Raw genomic sequence first — 19785 nt, 5'->3', positions numbered from 1 at the left:
GTAACCCGCCCCCTGTTTTTACGGGGGGCTTTTTTATGCGTGAGAGAATCAAACACCGGCAGGCCGGATACGGCACGTGCGCTGCCATGCGGAAAAAGACGTTACAGCCCAGGGAGAGAGTGATTAACGGTTAAATGGCGTTAACAGTGCGGGAATGTCTTCGGCCATCACCGGAGGCGAGATGAAAAAACCCTGAATTTTATCGCAGCCAATCAGCGTCAAACGTTCTAACTGGGCATGGGTTTCTACCCCTTCCGCCAGCACTTCAATGCCAAAATTGTGCGCTAATGAAATAATACCCTCAACGATCTTTGCCGATCGGGTATCGGGCTCGATGCCTGCAACAAATTCTTTATCAATCTTTAAGGTATCAAACGGATACTTCAGCAGATAATTAAGGTTCGCGTGCCCGGTACCAAAATCATCAAGCGCCAGCTTCACCCCAATCGCCTTCAGTTCTGTCATATTTTTAGCGGCTATCTGGCTGTCGCACAGCGGCGACGTTTCCGTGATCTCTATTTGGCATCGATGAGCAGGCAGTCCACTGGCGGCGAGATTTTGTCTGACACGTTGTGGGAGCAGTGGATCGCAGAATTCAAGGGCAGAAATATTAACAGAGAGAGAAAGAGGATCTGGCCAGGAGGCGGCAATATCCCATGGAGGGTTGCTTACCATCTCCTCTATGGAAAATATATTGCCGCTATTTTCCAGCACCGTAATAAAAACATCAGGGGAGATCATACCCATCTGTGGGCTATTCCAACGCATTAACGCTTCAAACCCACTAATAGTGTGGGTTTGTAAGTTAAAAATAGGTTGATAAACCATATAAAGCTGACTGGTATTGAATGCTTTTTCAAGCGCCGTTAGCACATCACTGGAATCTAACACACCCCTCCCCCCCCATCACCACAACAAAAACCAGTCGAAATCACTCCCAAATTGTATCTACTTTTACGTATTTCACATCAGAAAAGAATATTCAGATCAGGGTAAAAAAGACAAGCTATGGGTAAACCTAATAATTAATTTATTTAAATCAGAGGTATTGGCCAGCCCCAGTTTCGTAACGACCCGCATCTTGTGCGCTTGAATCGTTTTATAATTCAAACTGACTAATTCAGAAATTTCTCTGGCAGTATAACCACTTACCAACAGATTGAGGATCTGCTGCTCTCTTTCCGTGAGTCTTTTCTGCGACCGATACAGCCGGGGATTCCATTTCCCGACCGCCAGCGTAGCCAGTTGTGCAAAATCACGCAGTGATGACTTTTCCGTCAGGACAATGGTTTTTTCCACATATAATAACTCAACACATAATTTCGCAACCAAACTGTCAGCAACAATAACAATAACGTTATTATAAAATTTAAATCGGTTTTTATTCAAAAACTGCACAATTGCAGAACACGGTTGTTCATTGTTAATGATATTAAAAACCATTGTTTGATGTTGGCACAATGATGATTGCTGCAACATGTCCTCAAACGGGAATGTTTTGATAGGGACATGTTTACTTGTCAGATAGGCGAACATACCGCTGCCCACAAAATTATCAGTGCCACACATCAACATCCTGTTCACCGCTCCTTATAAACTTCGAATCTTGTTGCTCATTAAAAATTTGATGATTATTTTCTCGACTTCCGCCTCTTCACGACGGTGCTTAAAATCAAACTCGCACGATATCTGGTAGCAGGAGTACAACTCATTATCATCATCAAACTCATTGATCATGACGACATCAATCACTTTGAGATCAAGCAGTAAACTGCCAAATACATCAAAATCCAGGCTGGCACCTTTAATAACCGCATCTTTATAAAGGAATCGTGCATTCACATCCCTGGCGATTAATGCACAGCCGCCCTGAGAAATATTTTTAATCTTCAGTGAGTAATTTTCGCCGTTTTTGTAACGACCAGAACAGAAAAAATCATAGCCCTTGAGGAAGGAGAAACGCTGATTCTGTCGCTGTTGCGCAAAGAAAATCATATCCGGGATAAGGTACGACAACCCTGATTGCGCATCACCCGAGGACGCCTGTTCGTATCTGGCGCTAAATTTAACAATCCCGCTATCACTGTGCAGGATGAAGTATTGGACCTTTTCAGGAACGATGTCTTTGTGCGGGGAAAGCACAAAGTGCTCGAAATCAATTTTTTCTAACTGTGTGATAACGCTGTTGTTTTCACATAAGACTTCCAGTTTAGTCTTCTTGTGCAACTCTTCACGCAGGATCGCTATGATTTCAAACTTGTTGTCCTTTGCTAATCCAAAGCTCATTCTCAAACCCTTATTTCCATATTTAAGATATGTTCCGGTCTTGTTCGCAGACAAAAACACGAAATCAGCATCCACTCCTGGCGCTTAATTACCTTAGTGGATTCCATGTCAAACTGTTGATAAAAAATTAAGTTTTTAACTATCTTTAATGCTTTATTGATATGTAAAAACGTTTGATACGGGTTAATTCTAGCTGAAGTGATGTCTAAAACCACACGAAGTTGCGCAACAAGCATAACAAAAAAGAATAAAAAGACGCTTTAAGCTGGGGTTTGGGGATAACGAATTTAGCTTATGGCAAAAAAAAGCCAGCATCATGCTGGCTCCGGTAATTACCGTATTAAACTCTAGTGGCATACTATCTTACAGAGGGTACAACGTGAGAAATCAGTACTGCTGCTTAACAATGCTCCGGGCTGAATCCGCAATAATCATTACGGCACCCGCCAGCATTAACGTATCTTTTAACACTAGCCGCCCGGCCCCCGATAAATACGGAAACCCGTGGTGCAGATCGCCCAGCGGCATAACCCATGCTTCCGGCGTGGTGATTAAAAAAGACAGAGTGACAATCGGTGTGGCGAATGCCAGAACCCCGCCAATTAATCCCAACCAACGACTGAGCGGATTTGCCAGCACCAACAAGGCAATAATAATCTCAACCACGCCCAGTCCATTAGAGAAGCTGTAGGTATTATTCGCGGTTTGCCATTCCCGCTCCTGTGGTTTAAATTCGCCTTCATGCGTCAAATGCTGCTTATACTCTTGCGGATTTTCATAAAAGAACGACATTACCGGGCTATTGGCTACAAATGGCGTAATACTGTCGGCTTCGTAAGGCACAAATTTTAATAAACCAATCCAGATAAACACAATGGCGATGCTCAGACGAATCAGGGTTAACCCGACGCGATCGGCCCTGCCCAGTAAGCGAAGATACTTTTCCATTGAGATTGCCCTTATTTGTACAGAATCGCCGTGGCGTGGGAGCTACTGTCAATTCTCATGGACGTGATTTTCCACGACGATGCCTGTTTTTCCTGTGCCAGCTTCGCAATCTCATCCTCGACAACAGAGGGTGTGGCAGAGATTGCAGATACGCTAACACGGGCTATTTCGATTGGCGATTGCGCCAGCGCGGAAAACGTCACCGGAGCAGACAATAACGAGGTCATCAGTAAAGTTGCTTTCAACATATTCATTTTTCTTTCCATTAACGGGTTATTTCAGTCGCAACAGAATAAATCAATCCGCTTTATTTCCTGCCATCCATTACGCCAAAATAACTGTTCATACGTATTATTTAAATATTGTGCCGCACACAAAAAAAGCCCCACACGGGTGGGGCAAAGTTTCAGACATAATTATTATTATTTAACTAAAGAGAAAAGATCGTTTAATGATTCACTCATGCTGGGATGCGTAAATATTTGATCACGTAATACGGTATACGGTAACCCGGCATCCATTACGGTTTTAATAATATTAATCATTTCATGTGAATCCACACACAATAGCGAGACGCCTAATATCCGTTGGCTATTCACATCAACCACGGCTTTGAGCATACCGCGCGTATCATCCATCACCCGAGCCCGCGGGATCGCCGCAACGGGTAACATCACGACCTGAACCTCCGCCCCGCTGGCTCGGGCCTGCTCTTCTGTTATCCCGACACGAGAAAGCGGCGGTGTCATAAACACAGAATACGGCACATTCGGGCGATCGCCGGTGTTGCGCAACCCTTCTCCCAATAAACCGTCGCGAACAATGCGGAAGTCATCGAGGGAGATATAGGTAAATTGTAGGCCGCCAGTAACATCGCCCATGGCCCAGATATTATCTGCCGAAGTGCGCAGATATTTATTCACGATAATCCCGCCGCGCTCGTTAACGTCCACGCCGGCATTTTTCAGCTGCAGTGTTTCCGTTGCCGGTTTACGCCCTGAAGCAATCAGCAACGCGTCCACCAAATGCGTCTCTTCGGGCATCTGTACCTGTACCGCGCCGTCCTGGGGCGACACCGAGCGTACATTGGCGTTAAGGATCAACTCCACACCTTTATCGCGCAAGATTTGGGCAATCGCATCGGCAACATCCCGATCTTCACGCGGTAAAAATAACGGTGCGGCTTCGAAAATAGTGACCTTGCTTCCAAAGTTGGCAAACATCGAGGCGAACTCGACGCCAATGTATCCACCGCCCAAAATTCCCAGCCGTTGCGGGCGCTGCGTCAGATTCAACAATCCGGTGCTATCAAACACGCCCGGCGTGCTGGTTAACCCTTTAATATCAGGCATCGTCGACTGCGCACCAGTATTAATAAAAATCTTCTCACCGTGAAGTTCACGCGTGCCGCTCGACTGGACGACGCGTACAGTATGGTTGTCCACAAACTCGGCGCGCCCTTCAATCACATCAACATTGTCCAGATCGGCAAGGTTATGGAAGTTTTTATCACGCAGGAAACTTACAACCTCTGTTTTGCGCTGCATTGCGGCGGCAAAGTCATGCTGCAACTCTGCATCATGTACCAGCGTTTTAGTGGGTATACAGCCGATATTGATACATGTCCCGCCATACATGGTGTTGGACTGCTCAATAATCGCCACCTTCCAGTCTGCTTTTGCCAGCGTCGCCGCCAGCGTTTTACCTGCTTTGCCAAAACCAATAATGATCGCCTGATACTGATTCATACTGCCTCTTTGCAAAATCACTGTTCATTTGTTAACCCGAAGTATAAGGACTGACGAACATAAACAGCGTATCCATAACGCGCTTATTTATGTCAAATCGTCTAAAGTGAACCATGCAAATTTTTGAAAGCACAAACCATATTACCAACTAACCATTTGATGGTATTAATTTAATATAAAATTATAGCGATAATGGCGATATCTCCCTAAGGGTATAAAATTGTTCAGGAGTCTTGATGGACGCGCTTAGCCGATTATTAACGCTTAATGACCCGCAGGGGTCTATTGATAAAAACTGCTTGTTGAGCAGAGACTGGCAGTTGCCACATGCGGCGGGAGAGCTGTCGGTTATTCGCTGGCATACGGTAACTCAGGGTGCGGCTCAGCTTGATCTCCCGGACGGCTCGTCCTACACGCTGCATCCTGGCGCAGTGGTTATGCTGGCACAAAACTCCGCCCACCGGCTGTGCCAGTCAGGCGAGGAACAAACGCATCTCGTCTGCGGAAGCCTACGGTTGCAGGCATCTTCACGCTATTTTTTAACCGCACTGCCGGAATTGCTCATTCTGGCCCCCGAGGAAAATAGCCCTGTTGGTCAGTGGCTGAGAGCCATGATTGAACTGCTGCAACGGGAATCAATGAGCACGCTGCCAGGTTCTGAGGTGGTATGCAGCCAGCAATGCGCCACGTTGTTTACCCTTGCTGTACGCGAGTGGCTGACACGGGTCGCACCGGGTAAAAACATGTTGAATCTGCTGCTGCATCCCAAACTGGGGGTTATCGCTAACCTGATGCTGGAGTTGCCCGCTCATCCGTGGACTGTCGAAGAGCTGGCGCAGCGCGCGCATATGTCGCGGGCCAGCTTCGCGCAACTGTTTCGTGAAGTCTCAAACTCCACGCCGCTCGCGGTCTTAACCACATTGCGTCTGCAATTCGCCGCCCAGATGTTAGCGCGTGATTCACGGCCGTTGATCGTGATTGCTGAGGCGGTGGGCTATGCCAGCGAATCATCGTTTCACAAAGTCTTTCTGCGTGAATACGGCTGCACGCCGGGTGAGTACAGAAAGCGGGTCAAGGCGCTGGAAAAATAGCGTTGCGCCGTATTACGTTCTCCGGCGCAACGCTATTCAGGCGTTATTTCTGCGAACGATGGCGGTGCAGCCACATCAGCTTATACGCAGCCGGAATGATAAACAGCGACAGCAGCGGCGCGGTGATCATACCGCCAATCATCGGGGCGGCGATCCGACTCATCACCTCCGACCCGGCCCCGGTGCCCCATAAAATCGGCAGCAGGCCGGCAATAATCACCGCCACGGTCATCGCTTTGGGGCGCACGCGAAGCACCGCCCCGTGATACAGCGCCTCATCCAGCTTAGCCACCGTAAAGGTCTGCGGATTTTCCAGCGCGGGCTCCGCCTCAATGGCGTGACGCAAATACATCAACATCACCACGCCAAACTCGGCGGCAACACCTGCCAGCGCAATGAATCCGGTGCCGGTCGCCACCGACATATGGAACCCCATCCAGTAGAGGAACCAGATCCCACCCACCAGTGCGAACGGCACGCTGGTGATAATCAGCAACGCTTCACCAAAACGACGGAACGCCAGATACAGCAGCACGAAGATGATCATCAGCGTCATCGGCACCATCAGTTTGAGCTTATGGCTGGCGCGTTCAAGCAGCTCAAACTGGCCCGAAAACGCCACACTGGTCCCCGGTTTTAGCTGGACGTTTTCGGCAATCGCTTTTTTCAGATCGTTTACCACCGAGACCATGTCACGATCGCGGGCATCGATGTAGATCCAACTGGTCGGGCGTGCGTTCTCGGTTTTCAACATCGACGGGCCTGAAACAACCTTCACATCCGCCACATCCGCCAGCGTGATTTGTTGCTTCATGGGCGTCAGGACCGGCAATTGTCGTAACGCTTCCGGACTGTCGCGATAGCTTTGCGGGTAGCGAAGATTGATCGGATAGCGGGCAATCCCTTCCACCGTTTCGCCCACCATCGCGCCGCCGACCGCCGAGGTAATGAACAGCTGTACATCACCTACGGTCATGCCATAACGCGCGGCCTTTTCACGTTGAATATCGACGCTGAGATAGCGCCCGCCTTCCAGACGTTCCGCCAGCGCAGACGCGACGCCCGGCACGGTCCTCGCCACCTCTTCGATTTGCTCTGCCGTGGCGTCAATGTCCGCCAGCACGGTACCCGAGACCTTAATCCCGATTGGACTTTTGATCCCGGTAGACAGCATGTCGATGCGGTTACGAATCGGCGGTACCCACAGGTTTGCCAGGCCCGGCAGCCGGACCGTTTTATCCAGTTCCTCGATGATTTTGTCCATCGTCATCCCCGGACGCCACTGATCCTGCGGTTTCAACTGGATGGTGGTTTCAACCATTTCCAGCGGCGCGGAATCGGTGGCGGTTTCGGCCTTACCGGTTTTACCAAATACCCGTGCCACTTCCGGCACGGTCATGATCAGCTTGTCGGTTTTTTGCAGCATATCCGCCGCCTGCGCCGCCGAGATCCCCGGCAGGGTCGAGGGCATATACAGCAGGTCACCTTCGTTGATCTGCGGTAAGAACTCGCCGCCGACTTTATTGAGCGGGAAAATAACCGTCAGGATCGACAACACCGCCACCAGCAGGGTGGTCTTCGGCCAGTGCAGCACCTTCAGCAACAGCGGATGATAAATGCGGATCAGAAAACGGTTAAGCGGGTTACTGCTTTCCGCCGGGATCGTGCCGCGGATCCAGAATCCCATCAGGATTGGGATCACCACAATCGCCAGCAATGCGGCCCCAGCCATGGCATAGGTTTTGGTGAACGCCAGCGGGCCAAACAGTCGCCCTTCCTGCCCCTCAAGGGTGAAAATAGGGATAAACGACAGGGTAATAATCAGCAAACTGATGAATAGCGCCGGTCCCACTTCCACCGAGGCGTTGGTGATCACCTGCCAGCGCGTGGCGTTATCCAGCTTTTCTCCCGGATGCTGATGCGCCCACTCTTCCAGCCGCTTATGCGCGTTCTCAATCATCACAATCGCGGCATCAACCATCGCCCCTACAGCAATGGCGATGCCGCCAAGCGACATAATGTTGGCGTTCAGTCCCTGGAAATGCATCACAATAAACGCAATACACAGCCCCAGCGGCAGGGAAATAATGGCGACCAGCGCCGAGCGGATATGCCACAGGAACAGCGCACACACCAGCGCCACAACGATAAACTCTTCCAGCAACTTGTAGCTCAGGTTATCAATCGCGCGGTCGATAAGCTGACTGCGATCGTATGTTGTAACTACCTCAACGCCTTCCGGCAGGCTGCTTTTCAGCGTCTCAAGTTTGGCTTTGACGGCGGAGATTACGTCACGTGCATTTTTACCCGAGCGCAGGATCACCACGCCGCCAGCCACTTCGCCTTCACCATTCAGTTCGGCGATGCCACGGCGCATTTCCGGTCCAATTTGCACGCGGGCAACATCGCGCAGGTAAACCGGCACACCGTCAGCCCCAGATTTCAGCACAATAGTATTGAAGTCATCGAGGGTTTGCAGATACCCGCTGGCACGCACCATGTATTCCGCTTCCGCCATCTCCACGGATGAGCCACCCGCCTCCTGGTTAGACGCATCCAGCGCCGATTTCACCTCAGCCAGGCTGATACCGTATTGCGTCAGCTTCATCGGGTCGATAACCACCTGGTACTCTTTGACCACGCCGCCTACCGACGCTACTTCTGCGACATTGGGAATCGTTTTCAACTCGTACTTTAAAAACCAGTCCTGCAGAGAACGCAGCTCGGCCAAATCGTGTTTGCCGCTGCGGTCCACCAGCGCATATTCAAAGATCCAGCCGACGCCGGTGGCATCCGGCCCCATTTCCGCACTGACGCCTGCGGGCAGTTTCCCCTGTACCTGGTTGAGATATTCCAGTACGCGGGAGCGTGCCCAATAAGGATCAGTGCCATCTTCAAAAATGACATACACGTAAGAGTCACCAAACTGCGAGAAACCGCGCACTGTTTTCGCACCGGGCACCGACAGCATGGTGGTGGTCAGAGGATAAGTGACCTGATTCTCAACGATTTGTGGCGCCTGTCCCGGATAGCTGGTTTTAATAATCACCTGCACATCTGAGAGATCCGGCAGTGCATCTACTGGGGTGTTGATAATGGTCCATGTTCCCCAAATACTGAGGAACAACGCCCCCATCATCACCAGAAAACGGTTAGCCACTGAGCGGCGAATAATCCATTCAATCATGTGTTATATCCTCAGTGTGAATGGGTCGCCGGGGTCGGCATTGCGGGCATAGCCGCGGCGTCTGGCGTCCCACTCTTCCGGGCGCGCATGCGGTCCAACGCCCCGGCGATATTCGCCTCGGAATCAATCAGGAACAGGCCGCTGGAGACCACCTTCTCACCTTCCGCCAGACCGGAGCGGATAGCCGTTAGCCCCTGAGATTCATGGAATACGGCAACCTGCTTCGGCACAAAGCGTCCGTCGTTATCCACGGTGATCACCCGCTGCTCGCTGCCCGTATCAATCAGCGCTTTGGACGGGATCAGCAGCATCGGCTCACTTTGTGTTTTCAGCTTGAGGTAAGCATTCATCCCCGGCTTGAGTGCCTCATCAGGGTTTTCGACCTGCAAACGTAACTGGAGGGTACGCGTCGTGGCATCCACGCTCGGCAAAATACTCCACTTGCTGATGGTGAATGTTTTATCCGGCCAGGCGGGTACGGTAATCGCAAACTGCGAGGCGTCTTTAATCAGCCAGGCGATAGACTCCGGGACCGATGCGCTGACCCACACCGGATCCATGCCCTGAATTTTTGCTACCACGTTATCTTTCGAAATGTTCATGCCGGTGCGCAAATCAAAGGCGGTTATCACCCCATCGATGGGCGCGCGCAGGGTGAAGCGGGTTTGAATTTTCCGCGTCGATTTTAAGCGCTGGATGTCCTGTTCGGGCATCCCGGCCAGACGCAATCTTTCGAGAATACCGTCGACTTGAGTGGCGGTACCGCCGGTCTCGCGCAGCAGCAGATATTCGCTCTGCGCTTCAACCCAGTCGGGGATGGTCAGATCAATCAGCGGCGCGCCTTGCTTAATTTTATCGCCGACAGTCAGCGGATACACTTTTTCGATAAATCCCGCTGAGCGGGCCTGCACAATCACAAACTGATATTCGTTATAGCTAACGTTGGCCGGGAACGTTTGTGCATACTGCAGCGGTCCACGACGTACGGCCTCGGTTTTTAGCCCCAGATTTTGGGTTTGCGTCGGATCGATTCGCACCCCTGCGGCGGCGTCGCTCGCGGTCTCTTCATCGGCATATTTCGGGATCAGATCCATATCCATAAACGGCGATTTACCCGGCTTATCAAAACGGGTATTCGGATACATCGGGTCATACCAGAACAGGACTTTACGCGCTTCTTTTTGCGCATCGGGGCCACTGTCGGTCGGGACGTTTGCTGATGACAAATAAGGATAGATACCGACGGCAATAACCCCACCGACAATCATGCTGGCAAGAATAAGCGCGGTATTTTTAATATTTAAAGACGCCATAGTGATTTCCATTGCGCGAGTGTCTCACCCGCGTTCCGAGAAAGCGGATGAGAATAAAAGAGACCTGCGAACTGCGTTATTTATTGACTGACGTGAATTTCACGTAATACAGAAAGATTTCCCTGTTGAACAAAGGTAAAGGAAACCTTATCGCCGGGCTTAATATCGTCAGACTTCGTTTCCGGGACCAGCGTAAATCGCATGGTCATCGCAGGCCAGTTCACCGCCGGAATAGGTTCGTGCTTGATGGTGATTTTCTTGCTCGCCATATCAATAGACTCAATCACGCCCGTGGCGCTGATAACTTGCTCTTGCTGGGCAGCGGGCTGCATATTCATCATCTCGCCATGCTGATGCTCATTGGCCTGAGCGTTAAACATGACCACAGACAACAACGTAAACAAAGCGGCTTTAGCGGTAGTTTTCATGTCATATACTCCTGAGAATTTATAATTAAATATCATTCAACCCAGCCGCCGCCTAAGGCAGCAAACAGCCTAATTTCATTAACCTGCTGGGCATAATTAAGATCGAGCAGTGATTGCCGGGTGGCAAATAAAGAACGCTCTGCGTCCAGTACTTCGATATAACTCACCGCACCATGTTGATAGAGCGCTCTGGCGCGTTGCAGCGTGATTTGCAAAGAGTCCAGATAGCGCTGCTGAGCGGTAATTTGATCTGTCAGGCTTTGGCGCAACACCAGCGCATCCGCCACTTCTTTAAACGCGTTCTGGATTTTTTGTTCGTAATTCACCACCGACTGCTGCTGACGAATTTCGGCCAAATCGAGGTTTGACTGATTACGTCCGGCGTTAAAAATCGGAATATCGATTTTGGGTACGAAATTCCACATGCCGCTGGCGGCATTAAATAAGCTGGAGAGGTCACTGCTGCTACCCGATAGCGAACTGGTGAGGGTGATGGACGGGAAAAAGGCCGCCCGTGCAGCACCGATATTGGCATTTGCCGCCATTAATGCATGCTCGGCTTCTAAAATATCCGGTCGCTGAAGCAGTATTTGCGACGGCAGCGACGGCGGCAGCGTCACCGCATTGATATCACCGTGGCTGCGCGCCCGGTCATCCGGTAATTTCCCGTAGGTGCCAAGCAACAGTTGCAGCGCATTATTCGCCTGCGCCAGTTCGCCTTTACGTTTGGCGATATCGGCGCGCGTGCTTTCAATTACGCCCCGCGCCTGTTCCAGCGCCAGCACGTTGGTGCTACCGGTTAACAGTTGTTTCTCAACAAAAGCGTATGAACGCTGATAGTTTTGCAGCGTCTCTTCGGCAATTTTCAGCTGCGCGTAAGCCAGTCGCTGGTTGAAATAACTTTGCGAGACGTTGGAAATTAATAAGATATGCACCGCCCGACGCGCTTCTTCACTGGCGAAGAAATTCTGTCGTTCGGCTTCACTCATATTTTTCAGGCGACCGAAGAAATCCAAATCGAAACTGAGATTCAGCCCGGCCTCAAATTCTTTCTGCGTGCTGGTTTCGCCTTTAAATTTGCCGCTATAGGTACCGCTGGAGCCAGCATTAAGCTGCGGATAGCGGTCTGCGTCCGTCACCCCATATTGTGCTCGCGCTTCCTGAACCTTGAGGGTGGCCATGCGCAGATCACGGTTATTCAGCAACGCCTCGCCAATCAGCGCTTTCACCTGATCATCAACGAAAAAGGTGCGCCAGCCCGTATCCTGGTATCCCTGTGGTGCCTGAACCAGCGCATTCTGGCTCAACGAAAATTGCTGCGGTATCGGCATTGCCGGACGCTGATACTCCGGCGCCAGCGAACAACCGGCCAGAATAAAAACAACGCTGAGAGTAAGAAGCTTAAATTTGCACATAGTTCTTTTCGTCCAAACCGGACTTGAATGTGAATTTATTACCGTGCACCTTACCGAATCGACTCTGTTTAAGCGGTGACAGGAAAATGACAAAGCTGTCATTTTCCCAATAACTCATTGCTATCCGATCCCGCTTCTCTAGAATTGAAACCCGCACAGCCAGTGGGTGAAGGAGAATGTGATGAAGATTTTGGTCGTCGAAGATGAGAAAAAAACCGGCGAATACCTGACGAAGGGCCTGACGGAAGCCGGTTTTGTTGTCGATTTGGCGGATAACGGCCTGAACGGGTATCACCTGGCCATGACCGGCGATTATGACCTGATCATCCTCGACATCATGCTGCCTGACGTGAACGGTTGGGATATCGTGCGTATGTTGCGCAGCGCTAACAAAGGCATGCCGATTCTTCTCCTCACCGCGCTGGGCACGATTGAACACCGGGTCAAAGGCCTGGAACTGGGGGCGGATGATTATCTGGTGAAACCCTTCGCCTTTGCCGAACTGCTGGCTCGGGTCAGAACGCTGCTGCGCCGTGGCGCGGCAGTGATTGTCGAAAGTCAGTTTCAGGTTGCGGATTTAATGGTTGATCTGGTCAGCCGAAAAGTCACCCGCAGTGGCACCCGCATTACCCTTACCAGCAAAGAATTTACGCTGCTCGAGTTTTTCCTGCGCCATCAAGGGGAAGTATTACCCCGCTCGCTGATTGCCTCACAGGTCTGGGACATGAATTTTGACAGCGACACCAATGCGATTGACGTCGCCGTGAAGCGCCTGCGTGCCAAAATTGATAATGACTTTGAACCGAAGCTGATTCAGACCGTACGCGGTGTGGGATATATGCTTGAGGTACCGGATGGCTATTAAACGCCTGCAGCGCCCTTTTTCGCTGGCCACGCGACTGACCTTTTTTATCAGCCTGGCAACCATCGCTTCGTTTTTCGCCTTCGCCTGGATAATGATCCACTCGGTAAAAGTCCATTTTGCCGAGCAGGATATCAACGATTTAAGAGAGATCAGCACCACGCTGGAACGGATCCTTAATCAACCCAACGAACCGGAATCCCGGCGGCTGGAAATCTTAAAAAACGTGGTTTCCGGTTACTCTAACGTTATTATTTCACTGGAAGATGCTAACCAAAAAGCCATTTTCCATTCACCTGGTGCGCCGGATCTGCGTCAGTTTATTGCCCATGCGAAACCGGATAAAAACGCCGGTAATAATAATGTCTTTTTAATCTCCGGCCCCACGCTACGCACACAGAATCACGATCACGGGCAAAACACGCCCTCCAACTGGCGCATGATTCGTTTGCCGGTAGGCCAGTTAGCAGACGGTAAACCGGCCTGGACGCTGTATATGGCGTTATCGATAGACTTTCATCTGCACTATATTAACGATCTGAAAAACAAGCTGATTATGACGGCATCGCTGATCAGCATGATGATTATTTTCATCGTATTGTTCGCCGTCTATAAAGGTCATGAACCGATCCGTAACGTCAGCCGCCGTATCCAGAATATTACCTCCAAGAATCTCGATGTCCGCCTCGATCCCCAGGCCGTACCGATAGAGCTGGAGCAGCTGGTTGGGTCGTTTAACCATATGATCGAACGCATCGAGGATGTGTTTAAACGCCAGTCTAATTTCTCAGCGGATATTGCCCATGAGATCCGCACCCCCATCACCAATCTGGTCACCCAAACGGAAATTGCGCTCAGCCAGCCTCGTAGCCAGAAAGAGCTGGAAGATGTGCTCTATTCCAATCTTGAAGAGTTTGGCCGAATGTCGAAGATGGTGAGCGACATGCTGTTCCTGGCACAGGCGGACAATAATCAATTGATCCCGGAAAAGACGGCACTCAACCTGGCGGATGAGGTCGGTAAGGTGTTTGACTTTTTCGAGGCATGGGCAGAAGAGCGTGAAGTCAGTTTACGCTTTGAGGGCCGCGCATGCTGGGTGTCTGGCGATCCGTTAATGCTGCGCAGAGCCCTGAGCAATTTGCTGTCGAACGCCATGCGTTACACTCCCAAGGGCCAGTCGGTGACCGTACGGGTAAAAGAGGCGGACGAACAGGTGCACATCATTGTCGAGAATCCCGGCACGCCCATCGCCGCGGAGCATCTACCGCGACTGTTCGACCGTTTCTATCGCGTGGACCCGTCACGACAGCGTAAAGGTGAAGGGAGCGGCATTGGCCTGGCGATTGTGAAATCAATTGTCGCGGCCCATCAGGGAACGGTGGCGGTCAGCTCTGACACCCGCGCCACCCGCTTTATTCTGACGCTGCCAAAACACGCAAATTAACCCTGCTGGGTGGCACGAATGTGCCATCCGCTGACCTGCTGGCATCTTTATTGATTATCTGACGTAACCGTCATAATTCTGTCACCTCGCTGAGCGCGCCTGCTTATTATCATTTCTTCCGTAAACCCATACTGGAGAAATATGATGAACAAGATGTCTTCTTTTTTTGCTATTGCATTTTTTATCTCAGCTGGCGTGAATGCCGCAGAAAGTGTTGATACCCATCAACAGGCGGCGATGGCCCATGAAATGATGAATAATAGCGATGCCCCTGCTCATCAGCAAATGGCGCAGGCGCATCGGGCACAAATGCATAATAGTCCGTCCACAAAAACTGTTGCGCCGTCATTTTCACAAATGGATGAGCATGAAAAAGCGATGGTCGTGCATGAGTCAATGAATAATGGTCATGCGTTTTCACATCAGCAACAGGCTGAAAAACATCGCCAACAGATCCCCGCGCAGGGATAACTCATGTACTATTCTGGATACGCCGGCCATTCAGGCGCTAAAAAAACTTGAAGATATTGTAAAACAAAGTATTACCAGTACTGACTGAGTCACGCATGCAGGCTTACTGCTCAATAAGCCTGCACCTTCTCATTTCCCCCGTCATTCTCTCGCCCCATGATTAATGTCAATATTAATATTCTATTAAATCAAGCAGACAAATAAATAGATTGTATAGAATAAGTAAATCACTCACATATTATGTTGCATATCCCCCTGATTTTACGCCTTCAATAAATATAAATTAGGAATCCCCCTGGTATGCACCGTTAATATTTAATGGGAAACTTTCTCCGTCATAAACATGACAGCAATAAAATCAATATTCCTATAAATAAATTTAATGATGATAGTGAGTAACAGAATGAATAAACGTCTGCTGGCCATCTTTGTTCTGGGTCTGACAACCGCGACAACTGCATGCGCCATTACCCCGGCGATGCAGAAAAAATATGAACGCTCAGGCTGTACACAAATGAGTGAACTCAACGGTTGCGATGTGAATAAATCCTATGAGTGGAACCGCGATCACGGGTTTATCGACAATGCGGAAAACCATCATCAGCGCCATCATCGTCATGATGAAGACCGCCAGAATAGCGGTAATCAGGATAATCATGACCAGGCCGGTATCGACGGTAAGTTCACCGGTAATTACGTGGCTAAATTTGAAAACGGTCAACGCAGCGTTGATATTCACGTAGAAGATTCCGGCGTTTACATCAACGGCAATGAAGTACGCGATGTGAATACCTATAAAGATACGATGACCTTCCGCGTGGGGTATGCCACTTACACCCTGAAAGCGAACGGCCGCGGAAGCTGGAACGATAGCGACGCCGGTAACGCTGGCAAGATTGTGCGTGAATAACGGATGACACCACAATGAAAAAACTGATATCTGCACTGGTAATCATGGCCAGCCTGGCAGGCTGTGCTGAGCATCCGTACCTGTCTGCCGCAGCCGCAGGTGTAGGCGCTGCAGCGGTTGCCACGGCGATTGCTAACCACAAGAATCGTGAATCCAAACGCGATAAAGAGCATAAACGCCAAGAGCAGGAAGACAGAGAAAACCAGCACGCCTGGCGACATCACCACCGCCATGACGACGACAACGACCAGTACTATCGCCGCTGAGTAGCCCCGAAGAGCGCTGAGATCACAGCGCTCTTACCTTCTGTGCGTTACAGTATGATGCTTTAACGCCGGAGTCTGGTATGGCTTTAACCCTTACGGTATTGCTTGAAAACACGCGCGCTGCCGGTGCTGACAAATCATTGCAGGCAGCCCCTGGGTTAAGCCTGCTCGTCCAGGATGAAACAACCTCTGTTTTGTTTGATACCGGGCCGGATGACAGCTTTAAGCTGAATGCCGCGAGAATGGGCGTTGACCTGTCTCAACTTACCGCCGTGGTACTCTCGCACGGGCATTACGATCACTGCGGCGGCGTGCCGTGGCTGGCGGATAATACGCACGTCATCTGCCATCCGCACATTGCCTGCGAGCGTTATTCTGCAATCACCGTTGCCGGATATAGCCAAAAAATCAAAAAATTATCACGCGAGAATGATTACTCTCGCCTGCATATGACCTATACCCGCGAGCCATTCCCGATTAGCGAGCGCTTTCTGTGGTCCGGAGAAATAAACGTGCCGACGCCACAGGCTTACGGCGTTATTCAGGAGCAAACACCCCAACCGGATTACATCACCGACGAAGGCGTATTGATTTATCAGTCTGAGCGTGGACTGATCATTATTACCGGCTGCGGGCATCGAGGAATAGAGAACATCGTCCGCCATTGTCAAAACATTACGGGTACCACCAGGATCTACGCCCTGATCGGCGGCTTTCATTTACGCGCGGCGTCGCCGCAAAAATTGTGGAAAACGCGTCGGTTTCTCCGTCAACAAAAGCCCGAAAAGTTGCTCGGCTGTCATTGCACCGGTTCGTGGGGACGTTTTTGGCTGCCCGGAACAGACGCGCCAGCAACGGGAGATGTGATTGTTCTGGCTGAGTAAAAACGGCATACCCAATAAGGAAAACGGAAGCCTCGCGGCTCCCGTCTTATCTTCGTAGCAGGAGTGAGTTAACTATCACTACATCGTAACGATAGCGGGCTCATCAAATACGGTCAGTTTTGGCGCTTCGCCGGTATATTTTTCTGCATACACCAGACTGGTATTGCCTGCACAGCCATTCGCCAGTCTTGAGGTTGGAATATCTGCCGTCAATACGTTGGCGCCGCCGTTTTTACAGATACCGTTTTCAATATCTGGCCAGGCCCCTTCATGAATACAGATGATCCCAGGTTTAATTCCATCGCTGACGTGCGCCCCAACCAGCACCTGTCCACGACCATTCCAGACGCGTACCAAATCCCCTTCGACGATACCTCTGGCTTTTGCATCGTCCGGGTGAATAGTCACCGGTTCGCGATTAGCAATCGCGTACTCTTTACGCAGCGCAGCGTAGTTCAGCTGGCTATGCAGACGATGCGCCGGATGCGCCGTCAGCAACTGCAGCTGATCCTTATCCGCAGAACCTTTCCACTCATCCGGTTCAATCCATGACGCATGCGGCGGACAGTCTTTGTATTTATAGCCCTCAATCGTTTTCGAGTAGATTTCAATCTTACCGCTCGGCGTACCGAGCGCGTTCATCACCGGATCGCTGCGGAAATCGGCGTAGCGCACATATTTGTTGTTCTTCTCATTTTCCCGCATTTCTATCAGTTTATTCTGCTGCCAGAATGCGTTGAACTGCGGCATAGCCACACGCTGGGCGCGGGCGGCTTTTTGCGCAACGTCGTAGAATTGCTTCAGCCACGCCATTTCGTCTTTGCCTTCGCTATAGACTGCTTTTCCGCCAGGCTTGAGCATTTCGGCCAGATCAGCAAATACGTCAAAGTCATTCCGCGCTTCAAATTGCGGCTCAATGACCTGCTTCATCGGCACCAGGTGCTGATTACTGTAATCGCCGGTCATGGTCAGATCGTTACGCTCAAACGAGGTGGTGATCGGCAGGACAATATCGGCATGTTTGGCTGCGGCCGTCCAGTAGCACTCCGAGATAACAACCAGTTCGGGCTTCTGCCAGGCTTTAATTAAGCGGTTGGTATCCTGATGATGGGTAAAGTTAGCGCCACCCGCCCACCAAATCATTTTGATCTCCGGGAAGGTCTGCTCTTTACCATTATGCTGATATTTTCCGCCCGGATTCTCCAGCGCTTCGACGATGCGCGCTACAGGCAGGTTCGTCACGGCATCAGAAACCGCCCAGTCATTTCCTGCTGACGAGCCGCCCTCAATTTTGGCCGAAATCGCCGGTAATACCCCGCCGGTGCGCGTCGGGTTTCCACCGTTGGAGTAGTGATAAGAGAAACCAAAACCACCGCCTTCGGTACCAATTTGCCCGAGCATTGCCGCCAGCGTCACCAGCATCCAGTGTTTTTGCTCACCGTATTGCTGACGTTGGATCCCCCACCCTGCCATCAGCATGGTTTTGTTGCTGGAGAAAATGTCTGCCAGTTTCTCCAGCTGTTCCGCAGGTACGCCACACACACCTGATGCCCATGCGGCAGTTTTCTCAATACTGTCACTCTTGCCCAGCAGGTACTCTTCAAACTGCGGATATCCGGTGGTGTATTTTTCCAGGAACGCTTTGTCGTGGAGATTTTTCTTCACCAGCGTATGGGCAATGCCGAGCATCATCGCAACGTCAGTGCCCATGTTAGGCGCGATCCAGGTGGCATTATCCCCAAAGAATTCAATCGTTTCAGAACGCATCGGATCGATTGCGATGACGCTTTTCCCTGATTTCTTCAGCAGATTAAAATATTCGATACCTTGTTCGTCCGTACTGCTCCAGGCAATTTTTAATGTATTCAGCGGGTTCATACCCCACAGCACTACGACCTGGCTGTGTTCCAGCACCATAGGCCAGGTGGTTTGCTGTTCGTAGACTTCAACCGATCCCACAACGTAGGGCATGATGACCTGCGCGGCCCCGGTGGAATAATCCCCGGTATGCCCGGCATATCCACCCGCCATGCTCATATAACGTTGCAGCAACGTTTGTGCTTTATGCAAAACCCCGCTGGAGCGCCAACCGTAAGAGCCAGCAAATACCGCGGCTGGACCGTAACTGCTGCGGATCCGGCTATGCTGTTCATGAATCAGTTTTAGCGCCTGCTCCCAACTCACCCGCACAAAAGGATCGCTGCCGCGTTTGCCGTCCGCTTTACCCGGATTTTCCAGATAGCTTTTGCGCACCATCGGATATTTTACGCGGATATTGGTGTGCACCTGGTCCGGCGCAGTTTGTTGTAATGAATTCGGTACTGTTTTCGGTAATGCACCTTTTGAAGAAACAACCTTGCCGTCTTTTACTTCCACATACACAGCTCCCCAACGTGCGGCCGTCAGGATTGCCCCGCCATTTTGGCCTTCCGCCCAGGCTGGCATCGGGATCACCGAAGAAATCGCCATAGTCCCGGTTGCCGCGCCAGCCGTCTTGATAAAGTCACGTCTTGTGAGTTTCATGATTTCTCC

18 protein-coding genes are annotated in these 19785 nt (G+C 50.8%); 7 read left to right on the top strand and 11 right to left on the bottom strand.

What is annotated here, in order from left to right; genetic code table 11:
- Positions 1–123 precede the first annotated feature (123 nt).
- The 6 genes from QNN86_RS04150 to rclA all read right to left on the bottom strand — a co-directional run bounded on the left by QNN86_RS04150 (position 124) and on the right by rclA (position 4982).
- Positions 124–891, bottom strand: a complete 768-nt coding sequence (locus QNN86_RS04150) for a putative bifunctional diguanylate cyclase/phosphodiesterase (RefSeq protein WP_414210675.1) — start codon at positions 889–891, stop codon at positions 124–126.
- Positions 892–987: 96 nt separating this feature from the next.
- Positions 988–1569, bottom strand: coding sequence for a helix-turn-helix transcriptional regulator (locus tag QNN86_RS04145; protein WP_181618849.1), 582 nt, complete (start codon positions 1567–1569; stop codon positions 988–990).
- A gap of 21 nt (positions 1570–1590) precedes the next feature.
- Positions 1591–2286: a pilus assembly protein PilZ gene (locus tag QNN86_RS04140; protein WP_181618848.1), complete on the bottom strand. Its 696-nt coding sequence runs from the start codon at positions 2284–2286 to the stop codon at positions 1591–1593.
- Positions 2287–2673: 387 nt separating this feature from the next.
- Positions 2674–3234, bottom strand: coding sequence for a reactive chlorine resistance membrane protein RclC (gene rclC / locus QNN86_RS04135; RefSeq protein ID WP_181618847.1), 561 nt, complete (start codon positions 3232–3234; stop codon positions 2674–2676).
- Between the two features lie 11 nt (positions 3235–3245).
- On the bottom strand, positions 3246–3482 hold the full coding sequence (rclB, locus tag QNN86_RS04130; RefSeq protein WP_220132994.1) for a reactive chlorine resistance periplasmic protein RclB: 237 nt from the start codon (positions 3480–3482) through the stop codon (positions 3246–3248).
- Between the two features lie 174 nt (positions 3483–3656).
- Positions 3657–4982 (bottom strand): reactive chlorine resistance oxidoreductase RclA, encoded by a 1326-nt coding sequence (gene rclA / locus QNN86_RS04125; protein ID WP_414210674.1) that lies wholly within the window; start codon positions 4980–4982, stop codon positions 3657–3659.
- Between the two features lie 236 nt (positions 4983–5218).
- Between rclA and rclR the strand changes: the two genes are divergently transcribed.
- The gene (gene rclR / locus QNN86_RS04120) at positions 5219–6073 is read left to right on the top strand and encodes a reactive chlorine-specific transcriptional regulator RclR (protein ID WP_137400456.1); all 855 of its coding nucleotides are present in this window, start codon (positions 5219–5221) and stop codon (positions 6071–6073) included.
- A 43-nt stretch (positions 6074–6116) separates the two neighbouring features.
- Here rclR and QNN86_RS04115 read toward each other — a convergent pair whose 3' ends face one another.
- From QNN86_RS04115 to QNN86_RS04100, 4 genes are all read right to left on the bottom strand, one after another.
- Entirely contained in the window at positions 6117–9260 is a 3144-nt protein-coding gene (locus QNN86_RS04115; protein WP_117342176.1) for a CusA/CzcA family heavy metal efflux RND transporter, read from the bottom strand.
- Between the two features lie 11 nt (positions 9261–9271).
- The gene (locus tag QNN86_RS04110; protein WP_279277146.1) at positions 9272–10573 is read right to left on the bottom strand and encodes an efflux RND transporter periplasmic adaptor subunit; all 1302 of its coding nucleotides are present in this window, start codon (positions 10571–10573) and stop codon (positions 9272–9274) included.
- Positions 10574–10653: 80 nt separating this feature from the next.
- The gene (gene cusF, locus QNN86_RS04105; protein ID WP_181618841.1) at positions 10654–11001 is read right to left on the bottom strand and encodes a cation efflux system protein CusF; all 348 of its coding nucleotides are present in this window, start codon (positions 10999–11001) and stop codon (positions 10654–10656) included.
- A 32-nt stretch (positions 11002–11033) separates the two neighbouring features.
- Positions 11034–12416 carry an efflux transporter outer membrane subunit gene (locus QNN86_RS04100; RefSeq protein WP_181618840.1) on the bottom strand — a complete coding sequence of 461 codons (1383 nt, stop codon included), beginning with the start codon at positions 12414–12416 and terminating at the stop codon, positions 11034–11036.
- Positions 12417–12597: 181 nt separating this feature from the next.
- Here QNN86_RS04100 and cusR point away from each other — a divergent pair, with 181 nt between their 5' ends.
- From cusR to QNN86_RS04070, 6 genes are all read left to right on the top strand, one after another.
- On the top strand, positions 12598–13281 hold the full coding sequence (cusR, locus tag QNN86_RS04095; protein WP_096757976.1) for a copper response regulator transcription factor CusR: 684 nt from the start codon (positions 12598–12600) through the stop codon (positions 13279–13281).
- The gene (locus tag QNN86_RS04090) at positions 13271–14722 is read left to right on the top strand and encodes a Cu(+)/Ag(+) sensor histidine kinase (RefSeq protein WP_414210673.1); all 1452 of its coding nucleotides are present in this window, start codon (positions 13271–13273) and stop codon (positions 14720–14722) included. Before cusR ends, QNN86_RS04090 begins: the two co-directional genes overlap by 11 nt.
- 144 nt (positions 14723–14866) lie before the next feature.
- The gene (locus QNN86_RS04085; RefSeq protein WP_181619456.1) at positions 14867–15193 is read left to right on the top strand and encodes a copper-binding protein; all 327 of its coding nucleotides are present in this window, start codon (positions 14867–14869) and stop codon (positions 15191–15193) included.
- Positions 15194–15596: 403 nt separating this feature from the next.
- Positions 15597–16103 (top strand): hypothetical protein, encoded by a 507-nt coding sequence (locus QNN86_RS04080; RefSeq protein WP_117342170.1) that lies wholly within the window; start codon positions 15597–15599, stop codon positions 16101–16103.
- A gap of 14 nt (positions 16104–16117) precedes the next feature.
- On the top strand, positions 16118–16369 hold the full coding sequence (locus QNN86_RS04075; protein ID WP_096757980.1) for a membrane lipoprotein lipid attachment site-containing protein: 252 nt from the start codon (positions 16118–16120) through the stop codon (positions 16367–16369).
- 80 nt (positions 16370–16449) lie between these two features.
- The gene (locus QNN86_RS04070) at positions 16450–17253 is read left to right on the top strand and encodes an MBL fold metallo-hydrolase (RefSeq protein WP_181618838.1); all 804 of its coding nucleotides are present in this window, start codon (positions 16450–16452) and stop codon (positions 17251–17253) included.
- Positions 17254–17331: 78 nt separating this feature from the next.
- Here QNN86_RS04070 and QNN86_RS04065 read toward each other — a convergent pair whose 3' ends face one another.
- Positions 17332–19776 (bottom strand): trimethylamine-N-oxide reductase 2, encoded by a 2445-nt coding sequence (locus tag QNN86_RS04065; RefSeq protein ID WP_096757982.1) that lies wholly within the window; start codon positions 19774–19776, stop codon positions 17332–17334.
- Positions 19777–19785 lie beyond the last annotated feature (9 nt).

This window comes from Citrobacter sp. C348, from assembly GCF_047467975.1.
In the GTDB taxonomy this organism is placed as follows: domain Bacteria; phylum Pseudomonadota; class Gammaproteobacteria; order Enterobacterales; family Enterobacteriaceae; genus Citrobacter; species Citrobacter gillenii.
The sequence above is the reverse complement of the archived record's forward strand: the minus strand, read 5'-3'. Positions and strand labels throughout refer to the sequence as shown.